This is a genomic window from Bradyrhizobium sp. CCBAU 51627 (assembly GCF_028128765.1).
GTDB lineage: Bacteria > Pseudomonadota > Alphaproteobacteria > Rhizobiales > Xanthobacteraceae > Bradyrhizobium.
This window is the reverse complement of record NZ_LBJG01000092.1, coordinates 147,093-171,510: the sequence shown is the minus strand read 5'-3', so window position 1 is coordinate 171,510 and position 24,418 is coordinate 147,093. Positions and strand designations below refer to the sequence as shown.

The window sequence follows — 24,418 nt, the reverse complement described above, 5'->3', positions numbered from 1 at the left end:
GGAAATACGAGTCGACATGGCATTTACCGCGCTTTTCATCAAACGTCCGGTATTGTCAATCGTCGTCAGTCTCCTGATCTTGCTGATCGGCTTGCGCGCCGCCACCCTACTGCCGATCCGGCAATATCCGAAGCTATCCAATACGGTCATCAATATCACGACTGTCTATCCTGGCGCCTCTGCCGACACGATCCAGGGGTTCATCACCACTCCCCTGGAGCAAGCAGTCGCGTCCGCCGAAGGCGTCGACTACATCAGTTCCTCGTCTGTGCTTGGTGCCTCGACGATCCAAGTCTACATCAAGCTGAATTTCGATCCAAACGAAGCGCTCACGGAGGTGCTCTCGAAGGTCAACTCAGTCAGATACCTAATCCCGAAGGAATCAAACGATCCGGTGGTCACGAAGTCGAGCGGTCAGACCACTGCTGTCATGTATATCGCTTTCTCCAGCGAGGAGCTGGCGGCCAGCGCGATAACCGACTACCTCTCGCGGGTCGTGCAACCGGTTATCTCAACCGTCGACGGGGTTGCAGCGGCAGACATCCTGGGCGGCCAGAGTCTTGCAATGCGGCTATGGCTCGATCCTGCGAAAATGGCTGGGCATGGCGTGTCGCCGGCTGAGGTTTCGGCTGCAATCGCCGCCAATAACTTCCAGGCCGCGGCGGGCCAGGCCAAGGGCTATTTCACTATCTCCGATGTCACGGCAAATACGGATCTGCGGAGTGTGGATGATTTCAAGCGGATGATCGTCAAAGCCAATGACGGTGGCTTTGTGCGCATGGAAGACATTGCGGTAATCGAGCTTGCCGCGCAGACGACAGACACTAGCGTCGCGATGAACGGCGAGCACGCGGTCTTCATCGGCGTGCAGGCGAGCCCGCAAGGCAATCCGCTAAACATAGTACGAGGCGTCCGAGCGCTGTTTCCGGAAATGGAGCGTAACCTGCCGCCGTCGCTGAGAATGAAAGTGGCCTACGACTCCACCCAGTTTATTCAATCATCGATCGATGAAGTGGAGAAGACGCTCATTGAGGCTGTCGCGGTCGTGGTGATCGTGATCTTTCTGTTCCTGGCCTCGCTGCGGTCGGTCATCATTCCTGTAGTCACTATTCCGTTGTCGCTCGTGGGTGTCTGCAGCATGATGCTCGCGCTGGGGTTTTCATTCAATCTCCTGACTCTCCTTGCGATGGTTCTCGCGATCGGTCTCGTGGTCGACGACGCGATCGTGGTGGTGGAGAACATTCATCGCCATTTAGAAGAAGGTGCGACGCCCCTACTGGCTGCTACAAGGGGCGCGCGCGAGATCGTCGGTCCTGTTATCTCCATGACGATCACCTTGGCTGCGGTATATGCACCGATCGGGTTTCTCGGCGGCCTCACCGGTGCGCTGTTCCGCGAATTCGCGTTTACGCTGGCGGGAGCTGTGATCGTGTCGGGAGTGATCGCTTTGACGCTGTCGCCCATGATGTGCTCGCTCTTCCTGAGGCGGGCCGAGGGGGGGCGATTTGCAAGGCTTGTGAACCGCGGGTTCGGCGCCATAACACGATGGTACGGCCGCAAGCTCGACCGCTCGCTCGACTATCGCCCAATTACCGGCCTATTTGCGCTGACCATGTTAGGCCTTGTCGGTTTTCTCTATATGAATATTTCCAAGGAGCTGGCGCCGGAGGAGGATCAAGGTATCGTATTCGCGCTAACGAAGGCGCCGAAATACGCCAATATCGACTACCTCGACTATTACGGCACCAAACTTGAAAACGCGTTCAAGAAATTTCCAGAGAGTGACTTGAGCTTCGTGCTCAATGGCATCAGCGGCCAGCAGAGTGGGATGGCCGGCATGTTGCTCAAGCCGTGGGACGAGCGCAAGCGATCATCGATTGTACTAAAATCCCTTGTTCAAGCCGAGCTGTCCAAAATCGAAGGCATTAACGCGTTTGCCTTTAGCTTGCCTCCGCTTCCGGGCGGTTCGGGTGGCCTACCGGTGCAGATGGTGATTAATTCGACGGTTGGCTTCCAATCCGTTTACGAGCAGATGTCGAAGCTGAAGGATGTCGCGCGCAAGAGCGGTCTGTTCATGGTGAGCGACTCCGACCTCGAGTTCAACCAGCCGGTGGCACGAGTTAAGGTTGATCGGTCCAAAGCCAACGACCTTGGCATCACCATGCAGACTATCGGTAGCGCGCTCGCCACTTTACTTGGCGGAAACTACGTCAATCGCTTCAATTTGCAGGGTCGTTCCTACCAGGTGATCCCGCAGGTCCCACGTCAGGAACGCCTGGCGCCGCAAGCAATCGGGAGCTATTATGTGAAAACTGCGACGGGCTCGATGCTCCCGCTCTCTACCGTAGTCTCCATCGAGACTGCGACCGATCCGAACGCTCTCACCCACTACAATCAGCTCAACTGCGCGACCTTTCAGGCCGTGCCGATGCCTGGCGTCACGATCGGTCAGGCTGTGGACTTCCTGGAAGCCGAGGCAAAGAAACTGCCCGCAGGATTCAGCCACGACTTTCTGGCCGACGCCCGCCAATACGTGTACGAGGGTAACCAACTGGCGATTACCTTTGCATTTGCAATCATCATCATATTCTTGGTGCTTGCGGCGCAGTTCGAAAGTCTGCGCGATCCCCTCATCATCATGATCAGCGTACCGATGGCAATCGTGGGTGCCTTGATCCCGCCATTTTTTGGCTGGGCCACTATGAACATCTACACCCAGGTCGGACTGTTGACGCTGGTTGGGTTGATTTCCAAGCACGGCATCCTGATGGTTGGGTTCGCCAATGAGCTGCAGCTCAAGGAGAGACTTGACCGTCGCTCGGCTATAGAGATGGCGGCGCGCGTCCGACTGCGTCCAATCTTGATGACTACGGCGGCAATGGTCACGGGCTTCATACCCTTGTTGACTGCAACCGGAGCTGGCGCCGCGAGCCGCTTCTCGATTGGGCTCGTGCTCGTCGCTGGCATGACTGTCGGCACGCTGTTCACGCTTTTCGTGCTGCCGGCGGTCTATGTCGTGTTCGCGTCCGACCACCGCGCCGATGCGAGCTCCGGCCGCGCGAAGAACGCCGCCGAGTTCGGCTTCACCGGCGCGGCTGATTCCCAGCTGGCCAAGCAATGACGATAAATTCAATCCAGGTTCGCTCAGTGGCAAGCGAGGGAGCCTGCGATCGCTTCACGCTCCGTTACGCATTGAGATCTTCACGCCGTGGTGCCGAGCTTTGCGGCTATTGGGGGCTCGGAAGAACACATCGGTGATCCCCGGCTGCTCCGCTAAGGTGTATTGCACCGTGCATTTCAAGGCAGCGGAATGCCCAAGCTCGACATCGCCGGGGGATAAGGGAATTGATCCTCGCCTGACAAAAGGTGCGTTGCTATTTATCCCAGGGCTCTTGAAGGAGAATTGTTTGCTTCCGTCTAACCGCGTCGCGTTGCTAGCTGAAAAATGATGGCGCTGAACCGCTTAGGGGTCGAGACGAGTTCAATTCCCTGGGAACGGCCCCGTACCCATGACCGACGCACTTACGGCTTTCGATACGAGAACCATTGATCGACAAGCCGAGAAACAAGCCGACGCGTTTTGGCTGAATGATCGTTGCCGGGTACCGGGAAGTGCAGCACAGCTTGCGTTGCACGATCGAAGTCGAGAACAAGAGCAACTGCTGAACGCAAAAACGGCCGCTGCCATTGTGAAGACGGGCGGAGCTGCTAAGCGAATGTCAGAATCTGCCGCAACCCGATGACCAATGGCCGCGCTGGCTCCCCGGCGTGTGACCGACGCCCTCCGGAGTGGGAAAATTAAGGAAATCCTGAGTTTGATGCTGCTATCTGGTTTCTGGCCGCAACGACGTGTTTTGCTGCCTTTGTAAATGGAGCCATTGGCTACGGCTTTTCGTCGCTGACTGTACCCTTTGCGCTAGTTTTTCGCATTCTCAACCCCGCCATTGTCATCATCGAGGTCTTCGTCAACGGGGTGGCGCCGCCCTATCGGAGCAAGCTGGCTGATCGGCCTGCCATTGGGGTGGATGCTGGGCGCTCTCTATTCGCTGACGACAATCTCCGGGCCTCCCATAGCGATGCTGTTTAACAACCAGGGCTTGGTCAAACACGAATTTCGCCGGCCTAGCGCTGGTTCGCGTGGTGGAATCGAGCGTTACCGCCTTCGTCTACTATCAGCTCGGCTTGTTCATTTACGAAAGCGGCAGCTTGCTCTATGTTTTTGTACCGAGTGTCATGCTTGGCGTCCCGCTGGGGTCCTACGTCATTCGCCGGCTTGATCCGGAGATATTCCGACGCATCTGTATGAGCTTTAATGCTTGGATCGTGGGCTTCGGTTTGTCACGGGTGCTGATTGAGGTCGATCTAGTGCAGAGCGCCTGGGCTTATAGCGTGATGGCGGCGGCGATACTGATCGATCTCTGCCTGCTATACTTGTTCTTTACAACGCACAATCCAATCTGGTCAGAGCGACGGTCTCGGCGAACTGCGGATATAAGCGCTTGAACGATGCCGGCGGGCAACTCGGTATCGAATGCGCGCGCGTCCTGGACCTGATCGACGCCGCCCTCTTCGGCGGCGATAATGATGGCATGCAAATCTGGTTGATTGCTCCAGACTTCCCAGCCCACCGGTGCCAGGAACCCGGGATCGCAGGACACCCCTGAACTGTTGGAGGCTGATGTTGCCGCCATGCCACTCGAAATGGCTGTTCCCGGCGGGCGACACGCTGGCCCAGAACAAACGAACTTAGGCCCAATGGCGGGAACCATCTGGCGGCCGGAAACCAGGACGAACGAATATCAAAAGCATCGGGGCCGACATTGGCCGCTTGCGCGTGGTAGCGGGGCTCGTTGTAGTGATCTCGCGAGACAGCGCCGCCACTTGTGATGAGAGCTTCCGATTGTGCAAAGTTGTCGGAAAAACGACGGCCGTGTTAGCCCCAACTACATAGAGGCGTGGGGGCGACGTCGGCTTTGTAGGCGTTGCGACAAGCCATGCTGAGCGTTGCGATCCGGCTGTCGCAGACCAGCAAAAACCATCGCCCTCGTATGGCCAGCTCATCCGGGAGAGATTGGCCGAAACACCGCCATCCCCAGGGGCTCGACGATCACCCCGGCTTGTCGCTCTCCGTGTGACGCAGTTCAGTATTTGTGACGGCATCGCATTTGCAGGGATGAAGAACGTCAATTTGAGGCCATCATCGTCGAGCCGCGCGCCGCGCTTGCAGGCGACGCACGCAGGATGAGGGGCGCCGCGCCCGCGAGTCCGTTCTCTCAGGAGCGTCCGTGATACCATGTGCCAATTTGTCTGCCGGCCTGCTTGGGACACGCCTGACATTTTTTGTGGCCGGATTCGGCCTCGCGGCCTGGGCGCCTTTGGTGCCACTCGCCAAGGAGCGGCTCGCGGCGGATGACCGCATGCTTGGTCTACTGCTGCTCTGTCTCGGAACGGGATCCGTCGTCGCGATGCTTTTGACCAGCGTGTTGAATTCGCGTTACGGCAGCAAGCCCATTATCCTCGCGGGTGGACTTGGACTCGCGATCATCCTGCCGTGCCTTGCAATTTCCGACACACCTGTAAGGCTCGGTGCCACGCTATTTGCTTTCGGCGTTTCACTCGGCTCGATCGATGTAGCCATGAACGTCCATGCGATTGAACTGGAGCGCGCCACGGGCCGTCTATTGATGTCCGGCTTCCACGCCCGGTACAGCATTGGGGAAGTCACCGGCTCTGCCGCGGTCACCTTGTTCGTCTCGCTGCAGTGTGGCTCGCTTCTCTCGACGCTGGTCTGTTCGGCGTTAGTAACGATCGCGATTGTGACGGCCTGGCCGAGGTTGCTGGCGACGGGTTCGAGACAGCAGGGGCCATTATTTGTCTTGCCCCACCGCAGTGTGTTGCTCATAGCGGTGCTCGCGGGTATCACCTTTCTTGTAGAAGGTGCAATGCTCGATTGGAGCGCTTTGCTTCTCGTTGAACGAGATCTTCTATCGGAGGCGCACGGGGGCATTGGTTATATGCTCTTCTCAATCGCCATGGCCGCAGGGCGTCTCAGCGGAGATGCCGTGGTGGCGCGAATCGGCGACCGTGCCACATTGATGCTCGGGACTGTGCTAATGGTAACAGGCTTCTTGGCCGTGATGGCCGCGCCCGTTGCGTTGATTGCTATGGCAGGGTTCCTGCTTATCGGATTGGGTATTTCAAATGTTGTACCCGTACTGTGTCGACGCGCCGGCAAACAGAACGTGATGCCAGCAGGCATAGCGATCGCTGTCATCACGACAGGCGGCTACGCGGGTATACTCGTCGGGCCAGCCGGCATCGGGCTCATCGCACACATCTTTGGCTTGCCCATGGCGTTCGGGATGTTAGGCGCGCTCATGTTCATCGTGATGCTGTCGGCGAGGATGATGATGACCGACCATTGCTAAGGCATTGGTCAAGAGGAAGGGAGCGCCGGTTCGCTTCCGGCTAGTGATCGCCCGTCGGCGTTTGAGATTTAGAGTCGATGAGCTCTCAACTGCTGGCAGCACGTCTCGATCTGATCATTCTCCTTTTCCTGCAAGTCGGCAGGGGTCCTTGGCGGCGACTGAGGGCAGTTGTTGACAATGAACGTTCGTCAACTTGCGAAGCAAGATTGATCGTGACGTGAGCGGCGAGTCTGCTAGGCCCGGCGTTCACCGCCGGTTGATCGTAGGATCGCCCCCTTATCCGGGAACAAGCGAATCACTCTGGTGCCGTCCGTCGCTGTCAGCCCGATACGCCCAGTATGCCAGCTGAATGCCATCCTTTAGCGAAGTCGTGGCGCGCCAGCCGAGCCCGGACAGCCGACGCACGTCGAGCAGCTTGCGCGGCGTGCCGTCCGGGCGCGACGTATCGAAGCTGATCTCACCTCGAAAGCCGACGGCGGCCGCGACCATGAGTGCGAAGTCGGCGATGCTGATGTCCTCGCCGCTACCGATATTGACCAGTTCCGACGAGGAATAGGTCTTCATCAGATGGATGCAGGCATCGGCGAGATCATCGACATAGAGGAATTCGCGGCGCGGCGTGCCGGTGCCCCACACCACGACGTTGCGGCTGCCCGAAATCTTGGCCTCGTGGAAGCGGCGGATCAGCGCGGCGACGACGTGGCTGTATTCGGGGTGATAATTGTCCCCGGGGCCGTAGAGATTAGTCGGCATCACGCTTATGAAATCGGCGCCGTACTGGCTGCGATAGGCCTCGGCCATCTTGATGCCGGCGATTTTGGCGATGGCATAGGGTTCGTTGGTCGGTTCCAGCGGGCCGGTCAATAACGAATCCTCTCGCAGCGGCTGAGGCGCCAAGCGCGGATAGATGCAGGAGGAGCCGAAGAACATCAGCTTCTCGCACCCATTGGCATGCGCCGCCTGAATCACGTTGCTCGATATCGCCAGATTGTCGTGGAGAAACTCGGCGCGCAGGGCGTTGTTAGCAACGATGCCGCCGACCTTGGCGGCGGCGAGGAACACGGCTTGCGGCCGCTTCGCGGCAAACCAGGCGTTCACCGCGGCCTGGTCGCGCAAGTCGAGCTCGCTGCGCGGCACCGTCAAGAGATCGGCCTGTTCGCGTGCTAGCCGGCGCATCAGCGCCGCGCCGACCATGCCGCGATGGCCCGCAACGAAAACCGTCTTACCCTTCAGTTCAAACGACGTGCTTGCCATTGGTCGCATCCTGCGTGGCTTCGACGAGATCGCTGGCGACCATTTCCTTCACCAGTTGCGAGAACGGCATCTTCGGAGCCCAGCCGAGCTTGGCGCGCGCCTTGCTGGCGTCACCGATCAGGAGATCAACCTCGGTCGGACGGAAATAGGTCGGATCAATCTGCACCAGGGTCTTGCCCGAGGCCTTGTCAACGCCGACCTCCTCGACGCCCCTGCCGCGCCATTCGATGCTGCGCCCGACCTCGGCAAACGCCACCTCGACGAACTCGCGGACCGACCGCGTCTCGCCGGTCGCGAGCACGAAGTCGCCGGGCTCGTCGACCTGCAGGATCCTGTGCATGCCATCGACATAGTCGCGGGCATGACCCCAGTCGCGCTTGGCGTCCAGATTGCCGAGATAGAGCGTGTTATCGAGGCCGACCTCGATGCGGGCGACGGCGCGCGTGATCTTGCGCGACACGAAGGTCTCGCCGCGGGTCGGGCTCTCATGGTTGAAAAGGATGCCGTTGCTGGCGAAAATGCCATAGGCCTCACGGTAGTTCACCGTGATCCAGTAACCATAAAGCTTGGCGACGCCATAGGGCGAGCGCGGATAGAATGGCGTGGTTTCCTTCTGCGGCACCTCTTGCACGAGCCCGTAAAGCTCCGAGGTAGAGGCCTGGTAGAACCGCGTCTCCTTTTCCATGCCGAGGATGCGGATCGCTTCCAAAAGGCGCAGAACGCCGATTGCGTCGGCGTTGGCGGTGTATTCCGGGCTCTCGAAACTGACCTGGACGTGGCTCTGGGCGGCCAGGTTATAGATCTCGGTCGGTCGGATCTGCTGCACCAGCCGGATCAGATTGGTCGAATCCGTCATGTCGCCATAGTGCATCAGGAACGGCACGCTGCCGACATGCGGATCCTGGTAGAGATGATCGACGCGCGCGGTGTTGAACGAGGACGACCGGCGCTTGATCCCGTGCACGTCGTAGCCGAGACCGAGCAAATACTCGGCGAGATATGCTCCGTCCTGCCCGGTGACGCCGGTGATCAGCGCAACGCGCCGCTTTGAGTCTTGAGCCGTCATGGTCTCTCGTAGTTGCGCCGGAAAGAAAGCCCTATGAAACGCTAGTGGGAGCCTTTTCTCGGCAACGCCTAGATGCGCAAGCCCCCGCCACCCGCAATTTGAGGAAAGCGATCGTTAGGTCCAGTGATACACATCATGTAGGAAAGCACACTATATACATAGATTTAGATTGGACGGGAGTGTGCCCACGCATTGATCTTCAAAACATCGAAGTCAACTAACGCTCGCATCTTCTTATATCCGCGATGATCCTAAGCAGGCGAGATGGATGCGATCGCCGTTTCGAGCGCAAGGGCGCGCTTGTCCAGGCTATATCTCCAACGAGATAGAAGCTGACGATCTGTGTTCCTATCTATCCTCAGGCGCAAGTAAGCATACGCCTGGTCTCGTCACGTCTTGGGAGACAACGATCTGAGGCCGCAGTCTTCGATGCATTTGCCGGATGACGAGATGCAAGCAAGCGCACGGTCAAGCCTCACGTCAATTCTTAGTCTAGAAAGCACCCCTACCGTTAACTTCCGGACAGAACCCCCGGTCTTGACGGTCGATTCATCGCCTGTGATCAGCGCTCTTGCCAATATCAAGCTCGCGGCAGGCAGTGGAGCGAAAGAAACGCAAGACAAGATGAGCAAGAGTAGTAAACGTTGGTATAGATGCTCCAACGTTTTGATATCGAAAGTTTACGCTCGTACAGTAGAGCTTCGCTGCCAGTCGTCTAATCTCGATGAGCGTAACTTGCCTCGGTACGAGTATGATGGGCCTCTTAAACCCGCGTCGGCAAAATGTTTCCGGTAGCACAGAACAATTCAAGCTAGAGCTGCTGCGCAGTTTGTACTCGATCGGCAGCCAAAAGCGGAATGTAAGCGGGCGAAACGATGATGGCTGAAGGAGGTCTAACTCACGCTTGTGAATGCGGCAGCGATACAGGCGGCCGCGAAAGGGCCCGAACCTGAAACCTGTTACCATCGGGCAAGCGAATTTCATGATCGGATTCCTGTAGGCGGGACCTCGGGCTCCTTGAACTTGGGCTGCATCGACCGATATGTGTGGAATTGTTGGCATTTTGGGGCGTGGTCCGGTCGTTGGCCAGTTGGTCGCGTCGCTCAAGCGATTGGAATATCGTGGCTATGACTCCGCAGGCCTCGCGACGCTCGAAGCTCTCCGTATCGAGCGCCGGCGCGCTGAAGGTAAGCTGAGAAACCTTGAAGAGCAGCTGCGCTATTATCCGCCGTTGGGTCATACCGGCATCGGTCATACCCGCTGGGCGACTCATGGAAAACCGACCGAGAGCAATGCGCACCCGCATGCGACGGAAAATGTCGCGGTCGTTCATAACGGCATCATCGAGAATTTTCGCGAGCTGCGAGCCGAACTGGAGCGGAATGGAGCCCATTTTCACTCAGAGACAGACACGGAGGTGGTGGCGCATCTCGTCGACTCTTATCTCAAGAGGGGCTACTCGCCGCAGGATGCGGTACAAGCGTCGCTGCCACGGCTGCGCGGTGCCTTCGCGCTCGCGTTCCTTTTCAAAGCCCACGACGATCTTTTGATCGGTGCGCGTAAGGGGTCGCCCCTTGCGATCGGACATGGTGACGGCGAAGTGTATCTGGGATCGGACGCGATCGCGCTCGCGCCTTTGACCGACAGCGTCACCTATCTTGAAGACGGCGACTGGGCCGTGCTTACGCGCACGACGTGCGTGATTTATAGCGCAGACGGATTTGTCGTCCAGCGGGAAACATCAAAGTCTGGCGTATCGTCACTCCTTGTGGACAAAGCGAATTATCGCCACTTCATGGCCAAGGAAATCCACGAGCAGCCGACAGTAGCGGGCAAAACATTGGCGCATTATGTCGACATGGCGGCCAAGCGCGTCGCCCTGCCGGTCACATTGCCGTTTGACTTTAAATCCATTCAGCGGATCTCTATTACCGCGTGCGGCACTGCAAGCTATGCCGGGCACATCGCCAGATACTGGTTCGAGCGGCTGGCGCGCTTGCCTGTCGAGATCGATGTAGCGTCCGAGTTCCGCTACAGGGAGGCCCCTTTGCGCCGTGGCGATCTCGCGATCGTCATCTCGCAGTCGGGCGAAACCGCTGACACGCTAGCTGCGTTGCGATACGCCAAGGACCAGGGCGTGCACACGATATCTGTGGTCAACGTCGCGACGTCGACGATTGCGCGCGAGAGCGAATCCGTTCTGCCGACGCTGGCGGGGCCGGAAATCGGCGTCGCTTCCACCAAGGCATTCATCTGCCAGCTGATGGTATTGGCGGCGCTTGCCGTCGCAGCAGGCAAACAGCGCGGTAAGCTGTCCGAGATCGATGAAACAAGGCTCGTGCGTGAGCTTATCGAAGTGCCGCGGTTGATTGCTGCGGCGCTGTTGATCGAGCCGCAGATCGAGAAACTCGCGCGTTATATCGCCGATTCAAGGGACGTGCTCTATCTCGGTCGTGGCACATCGGCTCCCCTGGCGTTGGAGGGCGCACTCAAGCTGAAGGAAATTGCCTATATCCATTCAGAAGGTTATGCCGCCGGCGAGCTCAAGCACGGACCGATCGCACTGATCGATGAGGCCGTGCCTGTGGTGGTGATCGCGCCTTATGACGATGTGTTCGAGAAGACCGTCTCGAATATGCAAGAAGTTGCGGCTCGGGGTGGCAAGATCATCCTGATCACCGATTCGAAGGGTGCTCTGGAAGCGACGGTGGACACGCTCATGACCATTGTGCTGCCTGAGATGGTCACAAGCTTTACGCCGATGCTCTATGCCATTCCGGTTCAGCTCTTGGCTTACCATACCGCCGTCGTAAGGGGCGCGGACGTGGATCAGCCGCGTAATCTAGCAAAATCGGTGACTGTGGAATGAGGCTACAGTTTTATATCGGAGCATTGAGGCCACTAATGGCGTGGGCGACCTCAGAATGAGAACGATCCCGGTATCAACAGGTCAATCATAGACCGATCCAGCTCGATGAGCAGGGTCAGCCCTGCTTGCGTCATCATCGTCAACCGACTAGCGCTACTGGGAGCGAGCGTTATCTTCCTGTCGTTGAGCGGAACGGTCGATAATAAGTGGGAATTACGGACAATTGGAAGATCCAAGTCGGTTCTCGGTTACCCAGCCTGCTATCTGGCCAAATCTGCCCGAAGCTCGGTTCACAAAAGATACTCTCTAACTCATCCTCCCACCTCGCCGATGGCGACGAACAAGTCGGTGCACAACAGCTTCGGGCCGCTCCGTCGCAGCTTATTCACTGGCAGCGCACATGCGCGACAACTTACTTTTCCCGATTGCCAGCATCCGCGCGATGTCGGGCACGTCGAGCATGCACTTCGGCCCCGGGACGATTGCTTAGGATTAGCAGTCCAGTTTGCCGATTCGATCGCGCGTGGCAGCGTTCACGCAATCCGCTTGAACCACACGTTCCACCGCGGCCCTCCGACCTGATAGGTGTCATCAGATCGATTGTTGGATACCTGACATTCCCGCGCAAGGTCGAGGGCCCAAAACCAAGTGCAGGGGGCGCCACACCGGAAGGACGCAGCGCCCCTGTATATGCGGCAGGCGAGTACTATTGGCCACTATCCGGGGCGCGGGCGCGGTTGCAACACACGCATTCTGAAGAAGCGGCGCTTTATCACTGCAACAAAGTGCCTGGACAGCTAGAACCGCAGCGGCTGACATTCGTCCCGTGGTTCGGCTGGGGTAACCGCGACGAAGGCAAAATGCGGATTTGGATAAATGAGCGCTGACGCCGAACGCGCGGGTCGCGCTTCCACGAGTCAACTAGACGACCTTTCTGGCGCAGGCGATATCGTTGGTCAGTCTGGAAATCGGCCAATCTATGGGGGCGGTCCGCGTGCTCCACTGACGTTGAAAAGAAAACCCGAATATTAAGCGGCGGGGCGGAACTTTTAAAAGAGTACAATCCGGTTGGCGTCAGCAGGTCAATCAGCGTCCAATTCCCAATAGAGGAGCTTCCTCGGAGGTGTTCGCGGCCTCTGATCAAAGCTGATGAATGCCAATGGCACGAGTGTGCCGCCATGTCGTTCAAAAGAAAGCCGTATGACAAGCCAACTTGAGGGGACCACGTCAGGTTTTCGTAAGTCAGGCTCCCTATCAGCGCCGCTGGGCCTAACAAGCCTAAACTAGATGCGGAAATGTATGTCCGACGGGAGCACCAATCGCCATGTATAATCGGATCAATAGCTCGTCCTACTTCCAATCCTCTGACTTTGTCGGAACTGATGAGCAAATGGACGCAGACATCTTTTCGGATGCATTCGCAAATATGAGCTTAGCTGAATCTCGTTCCAGTAGCAGTTCATCTTCGGCAACAAGACCGTATTCGCTCGTTTCAAGCCCTCCCATAAAAGAGTTGAATCGTCAGTCATTCCGAGAAGCCGCGGCGGCCTATCATGGTGACGAAATCATGAAAATCGCCAACAACCCTCAAGAGTACTCCGACTTCGTGTCCGGCAAGGCAAGGCGAACTGCAGAAGTTGCCAAAGACTACGGGAGAACCCGAGATTCCAAGGATGCGCGATACTTCAGCTATCAATTGGGCAACAAGAGTGTCGGACTTCTAAGAACGGAAGGCGGCGACAGCATGACCGAGTTCGACGTCAAAAGGTGGAAGAAGCTATTTCCTGGACGCGACGGGACTACCTCTACTGTGGATCTTCAAGTCGTTCATCCGCTTGTCGAGAACGCTGGTGATATCCTGCTCGAGCACCAGCTTCGACTACCCGGCAGACAGCCGCCGCTGCTCAATTTACGTCCGGCTAATTCGGAAGCAAGAGCCCGTGCGGCAAAGATGGGATTCGTCGAGGTTGACGCAGACAACATGGTTCTCGACCCAGAGAAGTCAGACAAGTGGGTAAGGAATAGCGACGGCAAATGGCAGCGAAAAGGCACTGCTGCGCTGTATCTGTCCAAAGATGACGACAGTGAAGGTTGTGATACCGAGATCCCAGCGAGCCGCTCAACATACGACTATGAGGATGATTTTATGTGACCATGGTTCACCGGTGATTTGGCCCGATGGAGTAGACCAACTAGCCTGCTCCGGGCTCCTCTGTGTTTATCGCCGTTTCGGCCGAGAGTTCCTCTGAGTTGGCTCAGAATACTGCCCCAGTGCTCCTTCGCTTAGCGGTTGCTAATTGTTTGAGTATTGGAAGTAGGGGCTCACCGCGCGAGGCAATTGCGACAATGCTCGCTTGGGGTGCCACCAAAGTGCGCCCGGCCGCCGAGGCCGGGCGTTTGCGCGGAGCACGTTGGACGGCTCGGAGAGACCAGAAGTCTCTACAGATGGCCTACGAAATAGTAACGGCGTGGGCGCTTGCCGTGAGTCGTTGGGCAAGGAAATGCACAGCGAAGCGGCGCCGGATCGACAAGACGGCTGGTATGCGTCAACGGACATAACGACGCCGTGAGCACGAGCATCGTGCAGAGCTCTTTCACCAGAAAAGCGGTGACCAAGACGAACGGCGTCCTGGGCGAAGCTCCATTTCATCGTCACCGCAGTCGGGCTCAGCACAACCAATTTCGTGCTTGCCGAGCGCTCTCGGGGACAGCTCTGCTCCAGATGGAGTTAAGAAGTGCTGAGGGGCGTCGATGGCTCCGGGTCAGCATTACTTTGAGCGCCGACCTGGAATAAATCAAGCCGGCGTGCCCTCCGTCTCTCGCGGGGTTGTTGTTCTGCAGCCGCGCCCATAGTCGGTAAAGCGTGGGCGGGCAAGTCGCGGTTCCGACTGCGAAGACGTTGCTCAGTGCGTGATCGTCGTTCCGACGAGCATTTAGATCGGACAAGAACTCGCAGATTGATCGAATCAGATGTCACCTCGCTCGCCATATGCCGTCAATGCGATGTCGAGGCACTTGAGTAGCTCTTGCCTGCCAAATGGCTTGGCGAGGAAGCCAATCGCCCCGGCCTCCAGGGCTGACGCGCGCGCGCGCTCGTTGGGGAAAGCTGTAATGAAAATGAAAGGTGTGTCGTAACCACGCGTCCGCATCTCTGCCAGCAGCTCCAGCCCGCTCATAGTTGACATCTGCACATCGGTAATGACACAGGATGTCTCATTCAAGTACGGCGACCGCAGGAGTGCGTCGGCCGACGCAAATATCCGCACGACGTAGCCACGCGATTTCAAAAGGTTTTCTGTCGACGCACGGACGGAGACGTCGTCGTCAACGACGGAAATCAAAGGCGTGGACAAGATGAGCCCTCCCGACGCAGTACAGCGGCAGCCAAAGCGCTAGCCACTTTCGGCGAAAAGTGGGCTTAAGTGATGGAATTGTAAAATCATACTTGCGTTTGTTCGGAACGATTGACGCGAATTCCCAGCGTCTCGCTTATTCTGATCAGGTCGGCCAGCGACCGGGCACGCATCTTTTTCATTACGTGACCCCGGTAGATCTTCACCGTAATCTCGGCGAGCCCAAGTTCGGCGGCTACCTGCTTATTCATCAGGCCGGCCGCGACCAGTTTCATCACTCCCTGCTCGCGCGGACTTAAGGTCTCAAATAGAGACTGCAGGTTCGCGACCGTTCGCTGAGCTTCCCGTCTTTTGCGATCTCGTTCGGTCGCCGCAACGACGGCATCAAGCAGTTCCTGATCGCGGAACGGCTTGCTGAGAAAATCGACCGCACCTCCCTTCATGGCCTTGACGGTCATGGGAATATCGCCATGGCCGGTGATGAAAATGATCGGGATGTGTATGTTCAACCTGGCCAGCTCGGTCTGGTAGTCAAGGCCGCTCAAGCCTGGCAGCCGGACATCAAGAACTAGACAGCTTGTGACGTCCGGAATTGTGCTCTGCAGCATTTCACGGGCCGATCCAAACGCAACGACCTCCAACCCTACCTGTTGAAAAAGGTTCGTAAGCGAGCGGCGCACGGAGATGTCATCCTCAACGACAAAGACCATCGCTTTCGTCGAGGCCTCGGCACTGCTACCCTCACCTGGCGAGTCAAATCGTCCTGTCACTGGAGGGCCTCCTTGTGCACGGGCAGGACAAACTGGAAGGTCGCGCCCGGTTCATTTTTCTGGAGAAGCGATAGCCGTCCTCCATGAGCTTCCACGATAGAACGGCAGATCGAAAGGCCCATTCCAAGGCCACTCGACTTCGTGGTGAAGAAGGGATCCAAGACGTGGTCAGCGTCCTTCTCGGCGATCCCGACGCCGCAATCGGCGACGGCAAGCTGCACGTGCCCCAGATCGTCCTTGGATGATTGAATCAGAAGTTCGCGCGGCCGGTCCGTAACTGCGTCCATCGCCTCGATTCCGTTCATTACCAGATTGATGATCACCTGTTGTAGCTGAATTCGGTCACCGAGGATCCTAGGCAGCGCGGCCGCCAACTCGGTTCGCAACGTCACTCGGTGGCTCACCAGCTCTCGTGTTACCAGCGCAATGACGTCCCTAACGACCTCATTAATGTCGAGTGGCACCATCTCAATCTCGCCCTTCTTCGCGAGCGCGCGAATACTGCGGATCACCTCGCTTGCCCGGATTGCGTCCTCGATGATCCATTCCACCGAAGAGCGCGCGGCGGCAAGATCAGGAGTTTCCCGAGCCATCCAGCCGAGGCACGCATCGGCGTTGTTGAGAATAGCGGCGAGTGGTTGGTTTATCTCGTGAGCGATGGAAGTCGTCAGTTCTCCTAGCGTCGTTACACGCGTCACATGTGCAAGCTCCGCTTGTGCCTTTCGCAGCTCTTGTTCGGCCTGATCAGCGCGAATGAGAGCCGTTATGTCAGTGCTGACGCCACGATAGCCCAGAAAAGTTCCGTTTCCGTCGAAGAATGGCTTTCCACTCGTGCGGACATAGATCGGAGATCCCGTCCGATTCACGGTACGGTAGATGAGATCCCGAAACGGCAGATGCGCCTGCAACGTCGCCCGATGCTGATGCCACTTCTCGGGTTCTTCTTCCATGTCGCACGCAATGTCCCAGCGAAGCAGGCCCATCACTCCTGTCGCCAAAATTCCCGCAGCGCTGGTGTGCTCGGACAAGTGAGTGACCCGATGATCTGGCCCGGTCTCCCAGAGCCAGTCGGAAGCTGTCTCGGCGTAGTCGCGAAAGCGCTGCTCGCTTTCGCGCAGCGCGACAAGGGTGTTTTCCAGGCGTTCCCTAGCTGCATGCTGCTCGGTGACATCCATATGTGTTCCGATCAGCTCGCTGACATTACCATCGCTGCCGAGGACAACGTGTGCAACGGAGTGTATGCGCCTCATCCCGCCATCTGGCAGAAGAATACGAAAATCATACTCGAACCGTTCTTCCACGTGTTCAATCGCCTGCCGCTGCACCTCCTGTAGCCGCGGCAAGTCGTCCGGATGGATGCGCGATCGAATGGTCTCGATCGATACCGGCTCTTGCGGGCTAAAGCCAAACAGACGATCGACCTCGGCGGAGCGATACACGAAATCTAGACCGTAGACGTCCCAAGACCAGCTGCCTGTGTGAGTGAGATGCTGGGCCTCGGCCAGATAGGCCTCGCTGCGGCGCAGCTGCTGCTCTGCTCGCCTCGCCGCCGTAATATCCGTGGCTGCCCCAACAAACTCGATGTCACCAGAGGCTGTCCTCGTGGCTCGTGCCTGCGCATGAATGTGCTTTACCGAGCCGTCCGGTAGCAGAAGCCGGTACTCGTGCTCGAAATCGCTCGGGTCTCGCATCGCGCGATCGATAATTTCTCTAACCGAAGCCCTATCATCTGGATGCGTGCGCTCAACGACGAGCTGCGGCCCCGGCGGCACTGTCTGAGGGTCTAATTGGAAAATCCGAAATGTTTCTTTGGACCAGAAGGCCTCGCCCGTAGTGGGGTTCCAGCTGAAGCTGCCTGTATGACTCAGCTCCTGCGCCTGAGCCAAATGCGCTTCGCTCCGCTGCAGTGCAAGCTCGGTCTGCTTGCGCTGCGTGATATCTTCGCAGGCTATTAGGGCGACGGGGCGCTCGTCGGCCCAAAGCATGGCCTTGGCGTGTTCACGTACCCACAAAACAGAGCCGTCCTTCCTCACTTTCCGGACGTCCCAAGTGCGGGATTGTCCAACATCCTCAAAACACGCCCGAATGCATTTACGGACAAATGCACGATCCTCCTCAAGAAATATGCCGAGCACTGATTGGTCGATCAGTTCTGCACAAGCGTATCCCAGTTGTGTCGCGCCGAACGTATTGACGTTGAGGACAATGCCGGCTTCATCGACCATGAAGTACATGGCCGGATTGTGCTCGAAGATTGCGCGCCACCGTTTTTCACGATCCTCCAAATCCGTCGCACTTCGCTGAAGCTTGGCCGCAGCCACGCGCGCAGCCTCTCGTTCCTGGCGGAGTTTTCCAATCAGGTGCGTTCCCACAATCGAGACAATAAAGAATGCAACAACCACAGAAACATCGCGGGGATCATCGATTCGCAGACTGAACGCCGGCGGGGCAAAGTAGTAAGCGAGAGCAGCGATTGCCACGATGCAAAGCGCGGATGACGCGATGAAGCTGCCCATCAACGAAAATAGTAAGACTACTAACAAATAGGCGAACGCCGTGGCAGCGAAATGCGCGTGAAAGTACAAGCAAGTCAGTGTGACCGCGGCTAGCGTTATGCTGCCCAAGGTCAACTGAGGGGCTGAAAGTTTAAGTCTGCTGATACTATACATTTTGAGACCGTCCGGCCTGTTCTCCGGCGGGAGAGCTATAGCATTTTAGGCAAAAATGAGGCAATCTTAGACGCTTGGGTCCGCCTTAGACGCTTGGGTCCGCGGGTGAGCGTGTCCGAGATTGATCACCGCTGCCGAACTCAGCACGAGCGGGGAAAAAACGCATCATAAACATACGTATAGTTGTCCTAAACCTATCAATAGGCGTCGCAGACGGGGCTGCTGTCGAAGCTGAAATATCTGCTTTGCGCCGCTGCCGGTAGTCCTTTGGGCCAGTCTCTTGAGCCTACAGCCGATACATCCCCTTACACCCCTGAAATGAGAACAGCGGTTTCAGTTCAGCCGGGAGGTAGAATCGAAAGAAATCAGGCGCGCCTCCAAACCGGCAAAGAGCAGAAACAAGCTGCCGAATCACTGGTCTCGCGGGCACGAAGAACGCGCAAGTGCCATCCCGCCTAGCTGCGAAAGACTCGTTTCCATCTGGTTTCGCTGGAATCGAGCGGCGACATCGACGTCGAACCGAGCGCAGCCTTGCAACGACTCGCCACGCCTGCGTCGAGTGCCATCTAATCCACGCTGACCACACCCACCATGATCTGATGACGCAGCGCGCATAGTAACGACGGATGACGAGCTGCGTCCGCAGGATCCCTCCGGCGCTCTTACTCGTGTGAGGCAAGGGGAGCGACGTGCATATGAGTATTCGTATGCGGACTAATACCTAGTCCGTCACGCCGGACGTGTTCTGTCGCAGTCTTGTTATCTGGCTTGGCAAAAATGTTGCACAAGCGCTCAGGTGGCCGGTAGCCCTGACCGCGAAGAGAGAGAAGCCCTGAAAAAGGCCTACTTCTTTGCACGCCTGCCTCCCAGGAGAGCCGTCTGGCCGCCGCGCAAGGGCTGCGCACCGGAGAGCGCATGAGATAGTTATTCGTGCCCGAATGGCGGCGGCTAAGATCCCGGACCTACCTCATTGTGCTTGTAGTGTCGATAGTGGTGGAAACGGTGGGCTGGCTGAGCCGAGCCTGCAGGGTCATGTGATCGAGCTCGCCTTCCCACCAGGATACGAACACAGCCGCGATGCCATTGCCGATGATGTTGGTAAGGGCGCGCACCTCGCTCATGAACTTGTCGATCGAAAACACGATTGCCATACCCGGCACCAGAGCTGGGTTTACCACCGATAATGTCGCAGCGAGCGTGATGAAGCCCGCGCCGGTGACGCCGCTTGCTCCCTTCGACGTTAGCATTGCGACGAGCAGGATCGTGAGCTGCTGGCCAAAGGTGAGATCGACGCCGAGTGCCTGGGCAATGAACAATGTTGCAAGTGTCATATAGATATTAGTGCCGTCAAGGTTGAAGGAGTAGCCAGTTGGCACCACCAGCCCGACTACCGGCTTGGAGCAGCCCAGCCGCTCGAGCTTCTCCATCAATTGCGGCAGCGCGCTTTCGGAGGACGACGTACCGAGCACGATCAGAAGCTCGTCCTTGATAAAGACAAGGAACTTGAAGATTGAAAAGCCGACGAGGCGGGCGATCAGACCAAGCACCACCACCACAAATAGCGCAGCCGTCACGTAGAACAGAGCGATGAGACCGATCAGATTGCCGAGTGCTGCGGGCCCGAACTTGCCGACCGTGAAAGCCATGGCGCCGAAGGCGCCGATCGGGGCCGCTTTCATTACAATAGCGATTACCCCGAACACCGCGTGCGCGACGTCGTCAATCATCCCGCGCAGACGTTCCCCACGCTTTCCCAGCGCCATCAGGGAGAAGCCGAAAAGGATCGCGAACAGGAGAACCTGCAGAACATCGCCGCGAGCGAAGGCGCCGATCACGCTATCGGGAATGATGTTGAGAACAAAGTCGACAGTTTTTGAGGCTTCCGCCTGCCTGACGTAATTGGCAACCGCCGCAGCATCCGGCTTAACCGCAAGGCCATGGCCGATTCGGACCAGATTGCCCATAACAAGGCCCAACAGCAAGGCAAAGCTGGAGACGATCTCGAAATAGAACAGCGCCTTGACGCCGACGCACCCGACTTTCTTGGCATCCTGAATATGCGCAATACCAGATGTGACAGTGCAGAAAATAATCGGCGCGATCACCATCTTGATGAGCTTGATGAACCCGTCACCAAGCGCCTTGATCCAGTCGTTGGTGGCGATAGACGGCCATAGGCAGCCAACCATGACGCCAATTAAGATCGCGATTAGCACCTGGACGTAGAGTATCTTATACCAAGCTTGCGACGCGCGTACAGGCAACGCAGTTGCCATGGTGGTCATGACGCTTCCTTCCCGAATATACTCGAATGTGAGCCGCCGCTTTGTTGAGAGGCGACAGCGTCATGCGAGACCAATCATTTTAGCCTTGCCCTGATTGAAGACGGTTCCGAGAGCCGGCGCGTCCTTCCAAAGGCAGACGTTTAGTTACGTTGTCCTTTCTCCCTAAGCAAGATATGCACCAGATCCCAAACTGCGGCCGATTAACAAGTCGCAGCAACTAGCCTGTGTTCGGCGCATCGGCTTGAGTGCTCGTACCGCGTTCGCGCAAGGTCGAACAAAAACCGTCACGCGCATTAGCGCAGTTACGTCTCGGCTGGAGTGCTGAGATCGATGCAACAGTATGTGGCATTGGTAAAATTGATATTTTGGATCGTACGCATTTACCGGATGGAAGCGTGGCTTGCGACTCCATTGCGCGGACAAGATCTTTGATGGATGAACTGCGTTGCCGCTAGCGGCGAAGCTCGTTAGTGCCGGAGCGTGTGTCTCCACGCCTGTGCTGACCCTGCGCATTAGCTGGGACGGTCGAGAGGCGGCCCTTCGCTCGCGGCCCCTCGCGCCTTTGCCGCGTCGCAGAAGCAGCGTACGACGAGTTCTTAGCTAGATCTTTCGCGTTGCTGCCGAGCGTTCAGCTGCCGGCCCCGGCGAGGGCGGCGTTTGAGCCGCCTACAAACCAAAACAGGCATATGCCGAGGTGTAGAAGTCTGCCGTTTTTGTTGCGCGCTGTCACTGTCTGCTCGGGAACAAAGATGCCTGAAATCTGACAGAGCGCTCGATTCACTCCACAGTGACGTCGGCGCCTGCGCAACTTTTTTACATTGAGCATAGAGCCGCCACAGTTCGCACGCGGCACAGGAATTGCTGATGACATACGAGAAGCTGCCGCCGTCGGTCGGATCGAGGCGCACTTGTCACAGGAGTTGTCGATTGTGATGCTGCTATTGCTCGCAGAAGCGACGCACGTGAATTCGGCGGCCGCAACGAGCTGCCGCGCCACCAAATGGCTATTCGCGCCGCATCGCTGGATGCCCCGGACATGCAGGCGATCACTGTCAGGATACGGCGACCTGCGCTCACTGGCGGGCTGACGCACGTGAATGTCGATTCGTCAGAGATTTCGCAATCCGTTGCGCTCACGATCGAGCTCGCTAGCGTGACGACCGTGATCCTCCTCGTGATTGGTGTGCCCCTCGCCTGGTGGCTAGCCCGCTCAAAGACTTTTTTGAGCGAGGCGGTGGCCGCGATGATCGCACTTCCACTGGTGCTACCTCCAGCGGCTCTCGGCTTCTGCGTACTCGTTTTGCTCGGCCCCGACGGACCGGGTGGCGTTCTCGCCTCTTTCTGGGGCGGGCGCACGCTCGCTTTTACCTTCGGGGGTATCGTGGTCGGATCGGTGCTCTCGGCCCTGCCATTGGTCGTGCAGCCTATACGTAACGCCTTTGTTGCGGTTGGCGATCACCCGTTGGCAATGACAGGGCGTGTTTCGCCATTGTATGCCTTCATTGCCATCAGCGCGCCGCTGGCGCGACTGGAGCTTGTTAAAGCAGCCCTGCTCGGATTTTCTCATACGATCGGCACATTCGGCGTCGTGATGATGATCGGCGGCAATATTCCTGGACGGACCAAGGTGTTGTCGGCCTACGTCGTAGACTACGTCCAAGCGTCGCGTTGGCACGAGGCAAGTGTGGTTGCCGCTGGTATGGTGATGGTCGCCCTTGCGACAATCTTCACCTTAGCCATCATCGACAGACATTGTGCTAGGCGAGGCACCGAATCATCCTAGCCTTGCCAGCCACACATATCCGACAGCGGCCGAGCCGCAGTACAAACCGGATCCATCCGTCCTTTCGAGGCTACAATGAAAAACCTTGTTATGGTCGCAGCGGCAGCTACAATCGGCTTCAATTCAGTGCAGTCCGCGCCGCTGCCCGAAGCGAAGGCCGATGACGTCGGCGTTTCTCAGCAGCGCCTTGCAAAGCTAGACCAGTTCTTCGCTCGGGAGATCGCGAGTAAACGCGTGCCGGGCGCGGTGGTTGCAATCGCCAGAGACGGCAAGCTGATTCACTACAAGGCGTACGGACAACTCGATCCGGCAAAAGGAAGGTCGATGCGGCTCGACGCGATATTCGCGCTTGCTTCTATGACCAAGCCGATGGTGGCCGTTGCGGGTCTTATCCTCATGGAACAAGGTCGCCTGCCTCTACAGGCCAGACTTACGGATTACTATCCGGAATTCGCAGGCATGAAGGTGGGAGTGCCACAGCATGACGGTTCACTGAAATTTCAAGCGCAGAATTCTCCGATCTTGATCCACGATCTTTACCGCCACACATCCGGGCTCACCTATGGCGGGCCCGCCCACAGCTCAGACCAAGTGGCGCGTCTCTATCCCGATTTCGCTGCTCCGGCACTAAGGGGTGATAAGCAGGCTTTCATCGAAGCCATTACCAAGCTGCCGCTAGCGCATCAACCGGGGACAGAATTCGAATACGGCTTCTCGACCGATGTGCTGGGAGCTGTCGTGGAACAAGTCAGCGGACAGCGATTGGGCGACTATCTTGCCAGCAACTTGTGGAAGCCAATCGAAATGCAAGATGCCACTTTCCATTTGTCGGAATCGCAACGCAAGCGCCTGGCGCATCCATTTCCAGACGACCCGCTGACGGGAAAACCACAAGAGATCGAGCTCCTCGAAACTCCGACGAATTTTGACTGCGGGGGAGCCTGCGCATTTGCGACAGTCGGTGACTACGTGCGCTTTGGACAAATGCTCCTGAACGGCGGGGAGCTCAACGGCCAGCGCATTCTTGGTCCAAGGACGGTGCGTCACATGATTTCCGATCACCTCGGACCAGGGATCAAGAATAAGGTTGCCAATGTGGAGGCGCACCGTGCCGGCTTCGGCTTTGGGCTTGGAGTGGCTGTACGCATCAACGAGGGGCTCTCGGCGGTTCCGGGCAATCCAGGTGAGTTCACATGGACTGGCGCCTACGGGACACAATTTTTCTGCGACCCAAAAGAGCGTCTGGTCGCGGTGGTCGGGACGGCGGCGCCCGGAGAAATCCGGAAGTATTACCGCGAACAAGTCCAGTATATCGTCTATGCTGCGATAATCCGATAATTCGCTTTCCGCCGAAAGGCGCGATGAGCCGCTTGGTGTAGTAGGCGGACAGTATTGCTAGGACGGATCGATGCCGACTGAAAGTAGGCGCCGCCGTTTTCTATCGGCGTCAGACGAATCGCAGCATGCTTCAAAAACGCAATCGCCTCCGCCATTGCGAAGAATCTCCTTCAAGCAAGGTGGGTGTCGCGATGCGCCAACGACGTCGCGCCTTGCTAACGATTCGCTTGCGCGATGAAGGCTCCGAGGTGATAGCCGTAAACGTCCGGTCTGTCGCCGCCAACGGCGCCGTAGAAAGCCGCGCGACGAGCCGCTTTGAAACCAAGGGCGGATCGGATCGAAGCAGACCTAAAAAGGGAGTTAGCGTGCGCACCGCAGGTCAGCCCATTGCGGGTTCTCTTCCTCGCTCGACAGCCGCTTTGGTACGGGCTGCCTGCATAGTTGCGACTATGAGCGCTTCAACGCATCCTTGTCAGTAATCGGCAGGTCTGATTGAGGCGGGGGCAGTGCGATGCCCGTCAACTGAACCAATTCTGTTCAACGATCGGCATGACGAGTGTCGCGGTTGTGCAGGAGCGTAGTCCCCTGCATGGGTGAACCATA

The 24,418-nt window shown here is 57.6% G+C and carries 16 protein-coding genes; 10 read left to right on the top strand and 6 right to left on the bottom strand.

Annotated features, from left to right (window positions below):
- Window positions 1-16: 16 nt before the first annotated feature.
- The 5 genes from XH88_RS37115 to XH88_RS37095 all read left to right on the top strand — a co-directional run bounded on the left by XH88_RS37115 (window position 17) and on the right by XH88_RS37095 (window position 6,428).
- The gene (locus tag XH88_RS37115; RefSeq protein ID WP_271673107.1) at window positions 17-3,121 is read left to right on the top strand and encodes an efflux RND transporter permease subunit; all 3,105 of its coding nucleotides are present in this window, start codon (window positions 17-19) and stop codon (window positions 3,119-3,121) included.
- Between the two features lie 388 nt (window positions 3,122-3,509).
- The gene (locus XH88_RS37110) at window positions 3,510-3,743 is read left to right on the top strand and encodes a hypothetical protein (RefSeq protein ID WP_271673106.1); all 234 of its coding nucleotides are present in this window, start codon (window positions 3,510-3,512) and stop codon (window positions 3,741-3,743) included.
- A 397-nt stretch (window positions 3,744-4,140) separates the two neighbouring features.
- Complete coding sequence (locus tag XH88_RS37105; RefSeq protein WP_271673105.1) at window positions 4,141-4,503, top strand: hypothetical protein; 363 nt, start codon at window positions 4,141-4,143, stop codon at window positions 4,501-4,503.
- The gene (locus XH88_RS37100; protein ID WP_271673104.1) at window positions 4,500-4,664 is read left to right on the top strand and encodes a hypothetical protein; all 165 of its coding nucleotides are present in this window, start codon (window positions 4,500-4,502) and stop codon (window positions 4,662-4,664) included. The genes XH88_RS37105 and XH88_RS37100 overlap by 4 nt, the downstream gene beginning before the upstream one ends.
- 639 nt (window positions 4,665-5,303) lie before the next feature.
- Window positions 5,304-6,428: an MFS transporter gene (locus XH88_RS37095; protein ID WP_271673103.1), complete on the top strand. Its 1,125-nt coding sequence runs from the start codon at window positions 5,304-5,306 to the stop codon at window positions 6,426-6,428.
- A gap of 276 nt (window positions 6,429-6,704) precedes the next feature.
- Here XH88_RS37095 and XH88_RS37090 read toward each other — a convergent pair whose 3' ends face one another.
- Window positions 6,705-7,682, bottom strand: a complete 978-nt coding sequence (locus XH88_RS37090; protein WP_271673102.1) for a GDP-L-fucose synthase family protein — start codon at window positions 7,680-7,682, stop codon at window positions 6,705-6,707.
- Window positions 7,663-8,748, bottom strand: a complete 1,086-nt coding sequence (gene gmd / locus XH88_RS37085) for a GDP-mannose 4,6-dehydratase (RefSeq protein ID WP_271673101.1) — start codon at window positions 8,746-8,748, stop codon at window positions 7,663-7,665. Before gmd ends, XH88_RS37090 begins: the two co-directional genes overlap by 20 nt.
- Before the next feature lie 1,042 nt (window positions 8,749-9,790).
- Between gmd and glmS the strand changes: the two genes are divergently transcribed.
- From glmS to XH88_RS37075, 3 genes are all read left to right on the top strand, one after another.
- Entirely contained in the window at window positions 9,791-11,617 is a 1,827-nt protein-coding gene (glmS, locus tag XH88_RS37080) for a glutamine--fructose-6-phosphate transaminase (isomerizing) (RefSeq protein ID WP_271673100.1), read from the top strand.
- 206 nt (window positions 11,618-11,823) lie between these two features.
- A complete protein-coding gene (locus XH88_RS39360) occupies window positions 11,824-12,504 on the top strand; it encodes a hypothetical protein (RefSeq protein WP_442868518.1) in 681 nt (226 codons plus the stop codon).
- Window positions 12,505-12,941: 437 nt separating this feature from the next.
- A complete protein-coding gene (locus XH88_RS37075) occupies window positions 12,942-13,769 on the top strand; it encodes an Effector protein NopP (RefSeq protein ID WP_271673099.1) in 828 nt (275 codons plus the stop codon).
- An 814-nt stretch (window positions 13,770-14,583) separates the two neighbouring features.
- Here XH88_RS37075 and XH88_RS37070 read toward each other — a convergent pair.
- The 4 genes from XH88_RS37070 to dctA all read right to left on the bottom strand — a co-directional run bounded on the left by XH88_RS37070 (window position 14,584) and on the right by dctA (window position 20,694).
- Window positions 14,584-14,970, bottom strand: a complete 387-nt coding sequence (locus XH88_RS37070) for a response regulator transcription factor (protein ID WP_271673098.1) — start codon at window positions 14,968-14,970, stop codon at window positions 14,584-14,586.
- Window positions 14,971-15,056: 86 nt separating this feature from the next.
- The gene (locus XH88_RS37065) at window positions 15,057-15,740 is read right to left on the bottom strand and encodes a response regulator transcription factor (protein WP_271673097.1); all 684 of its coding nucleotides are present in this window, start codon (window positions 15,738-15,740) and stop codon (window positions 15,057-15,059) included.
- Window positions 15,737-18,409 carry a PAS domain S-box protein gene (locus XH88_RS37060; protein WP_128947985.1) on the bottom strand — a complete coding sequence of 891 codons (2,673 nt, stop codon included), beginning with the start codon at window positions 18,407-18,409 and terminating at the stop codon, window positions 15,737-15,739. Before XH88_RS37060 ends, XH88_RS37065 begins: the two co-directional genes overlap by 4 nt.
- A gap of 962 nt (window positions 18,410-19,371) precedes the next feature.
- Window positions 19,372-20,694 carry a C4-dicarboxylate transporter DctA gene (gene dctA, locus XH88_RS37055; RefSeq protein WP_271673096.1) on the bottom strand — a complete coding sequence of 441 codons (1,323 nt, stop codon included), beginning with the start codon at window positions 20,692-20,694 and terminating at the stop codon, window positions 19,372-19,374.
- 1,000 nt (window positions 20,695-21,694) lie between these two features.
- Here dctA and XH88_RS37050 point away from each other — a divergent pair.
- Together XH88_RS37050 and XH88_RS37045 are read left to right on the top strand one after the other, a co-directional pair.
- Window positions 21,695-22,477, top strand: coding sequence for a molybdate ABC transporter permease subunit (locus XH88_RS37050; RefSeq protein ID WP_442868517.1), 783 nt, complete (start codon window positions 21,695-21,697; stop codon window positions 22,475-22,477).
- Between the two features lie 75 nt (window positions 22,478-22,552).
- A complete protein-coding gene (locus XH88_RS37045) occupies window positions 22,553-23,815 on the top strand; it encodes a serine hydrolase domain-containing protein (protein ID WP_271673095.1) in 1,263 nt (420 codons plus the stop codon).
- Window positions 23,816-24,418: the final 603 nt, after the last annotated feature.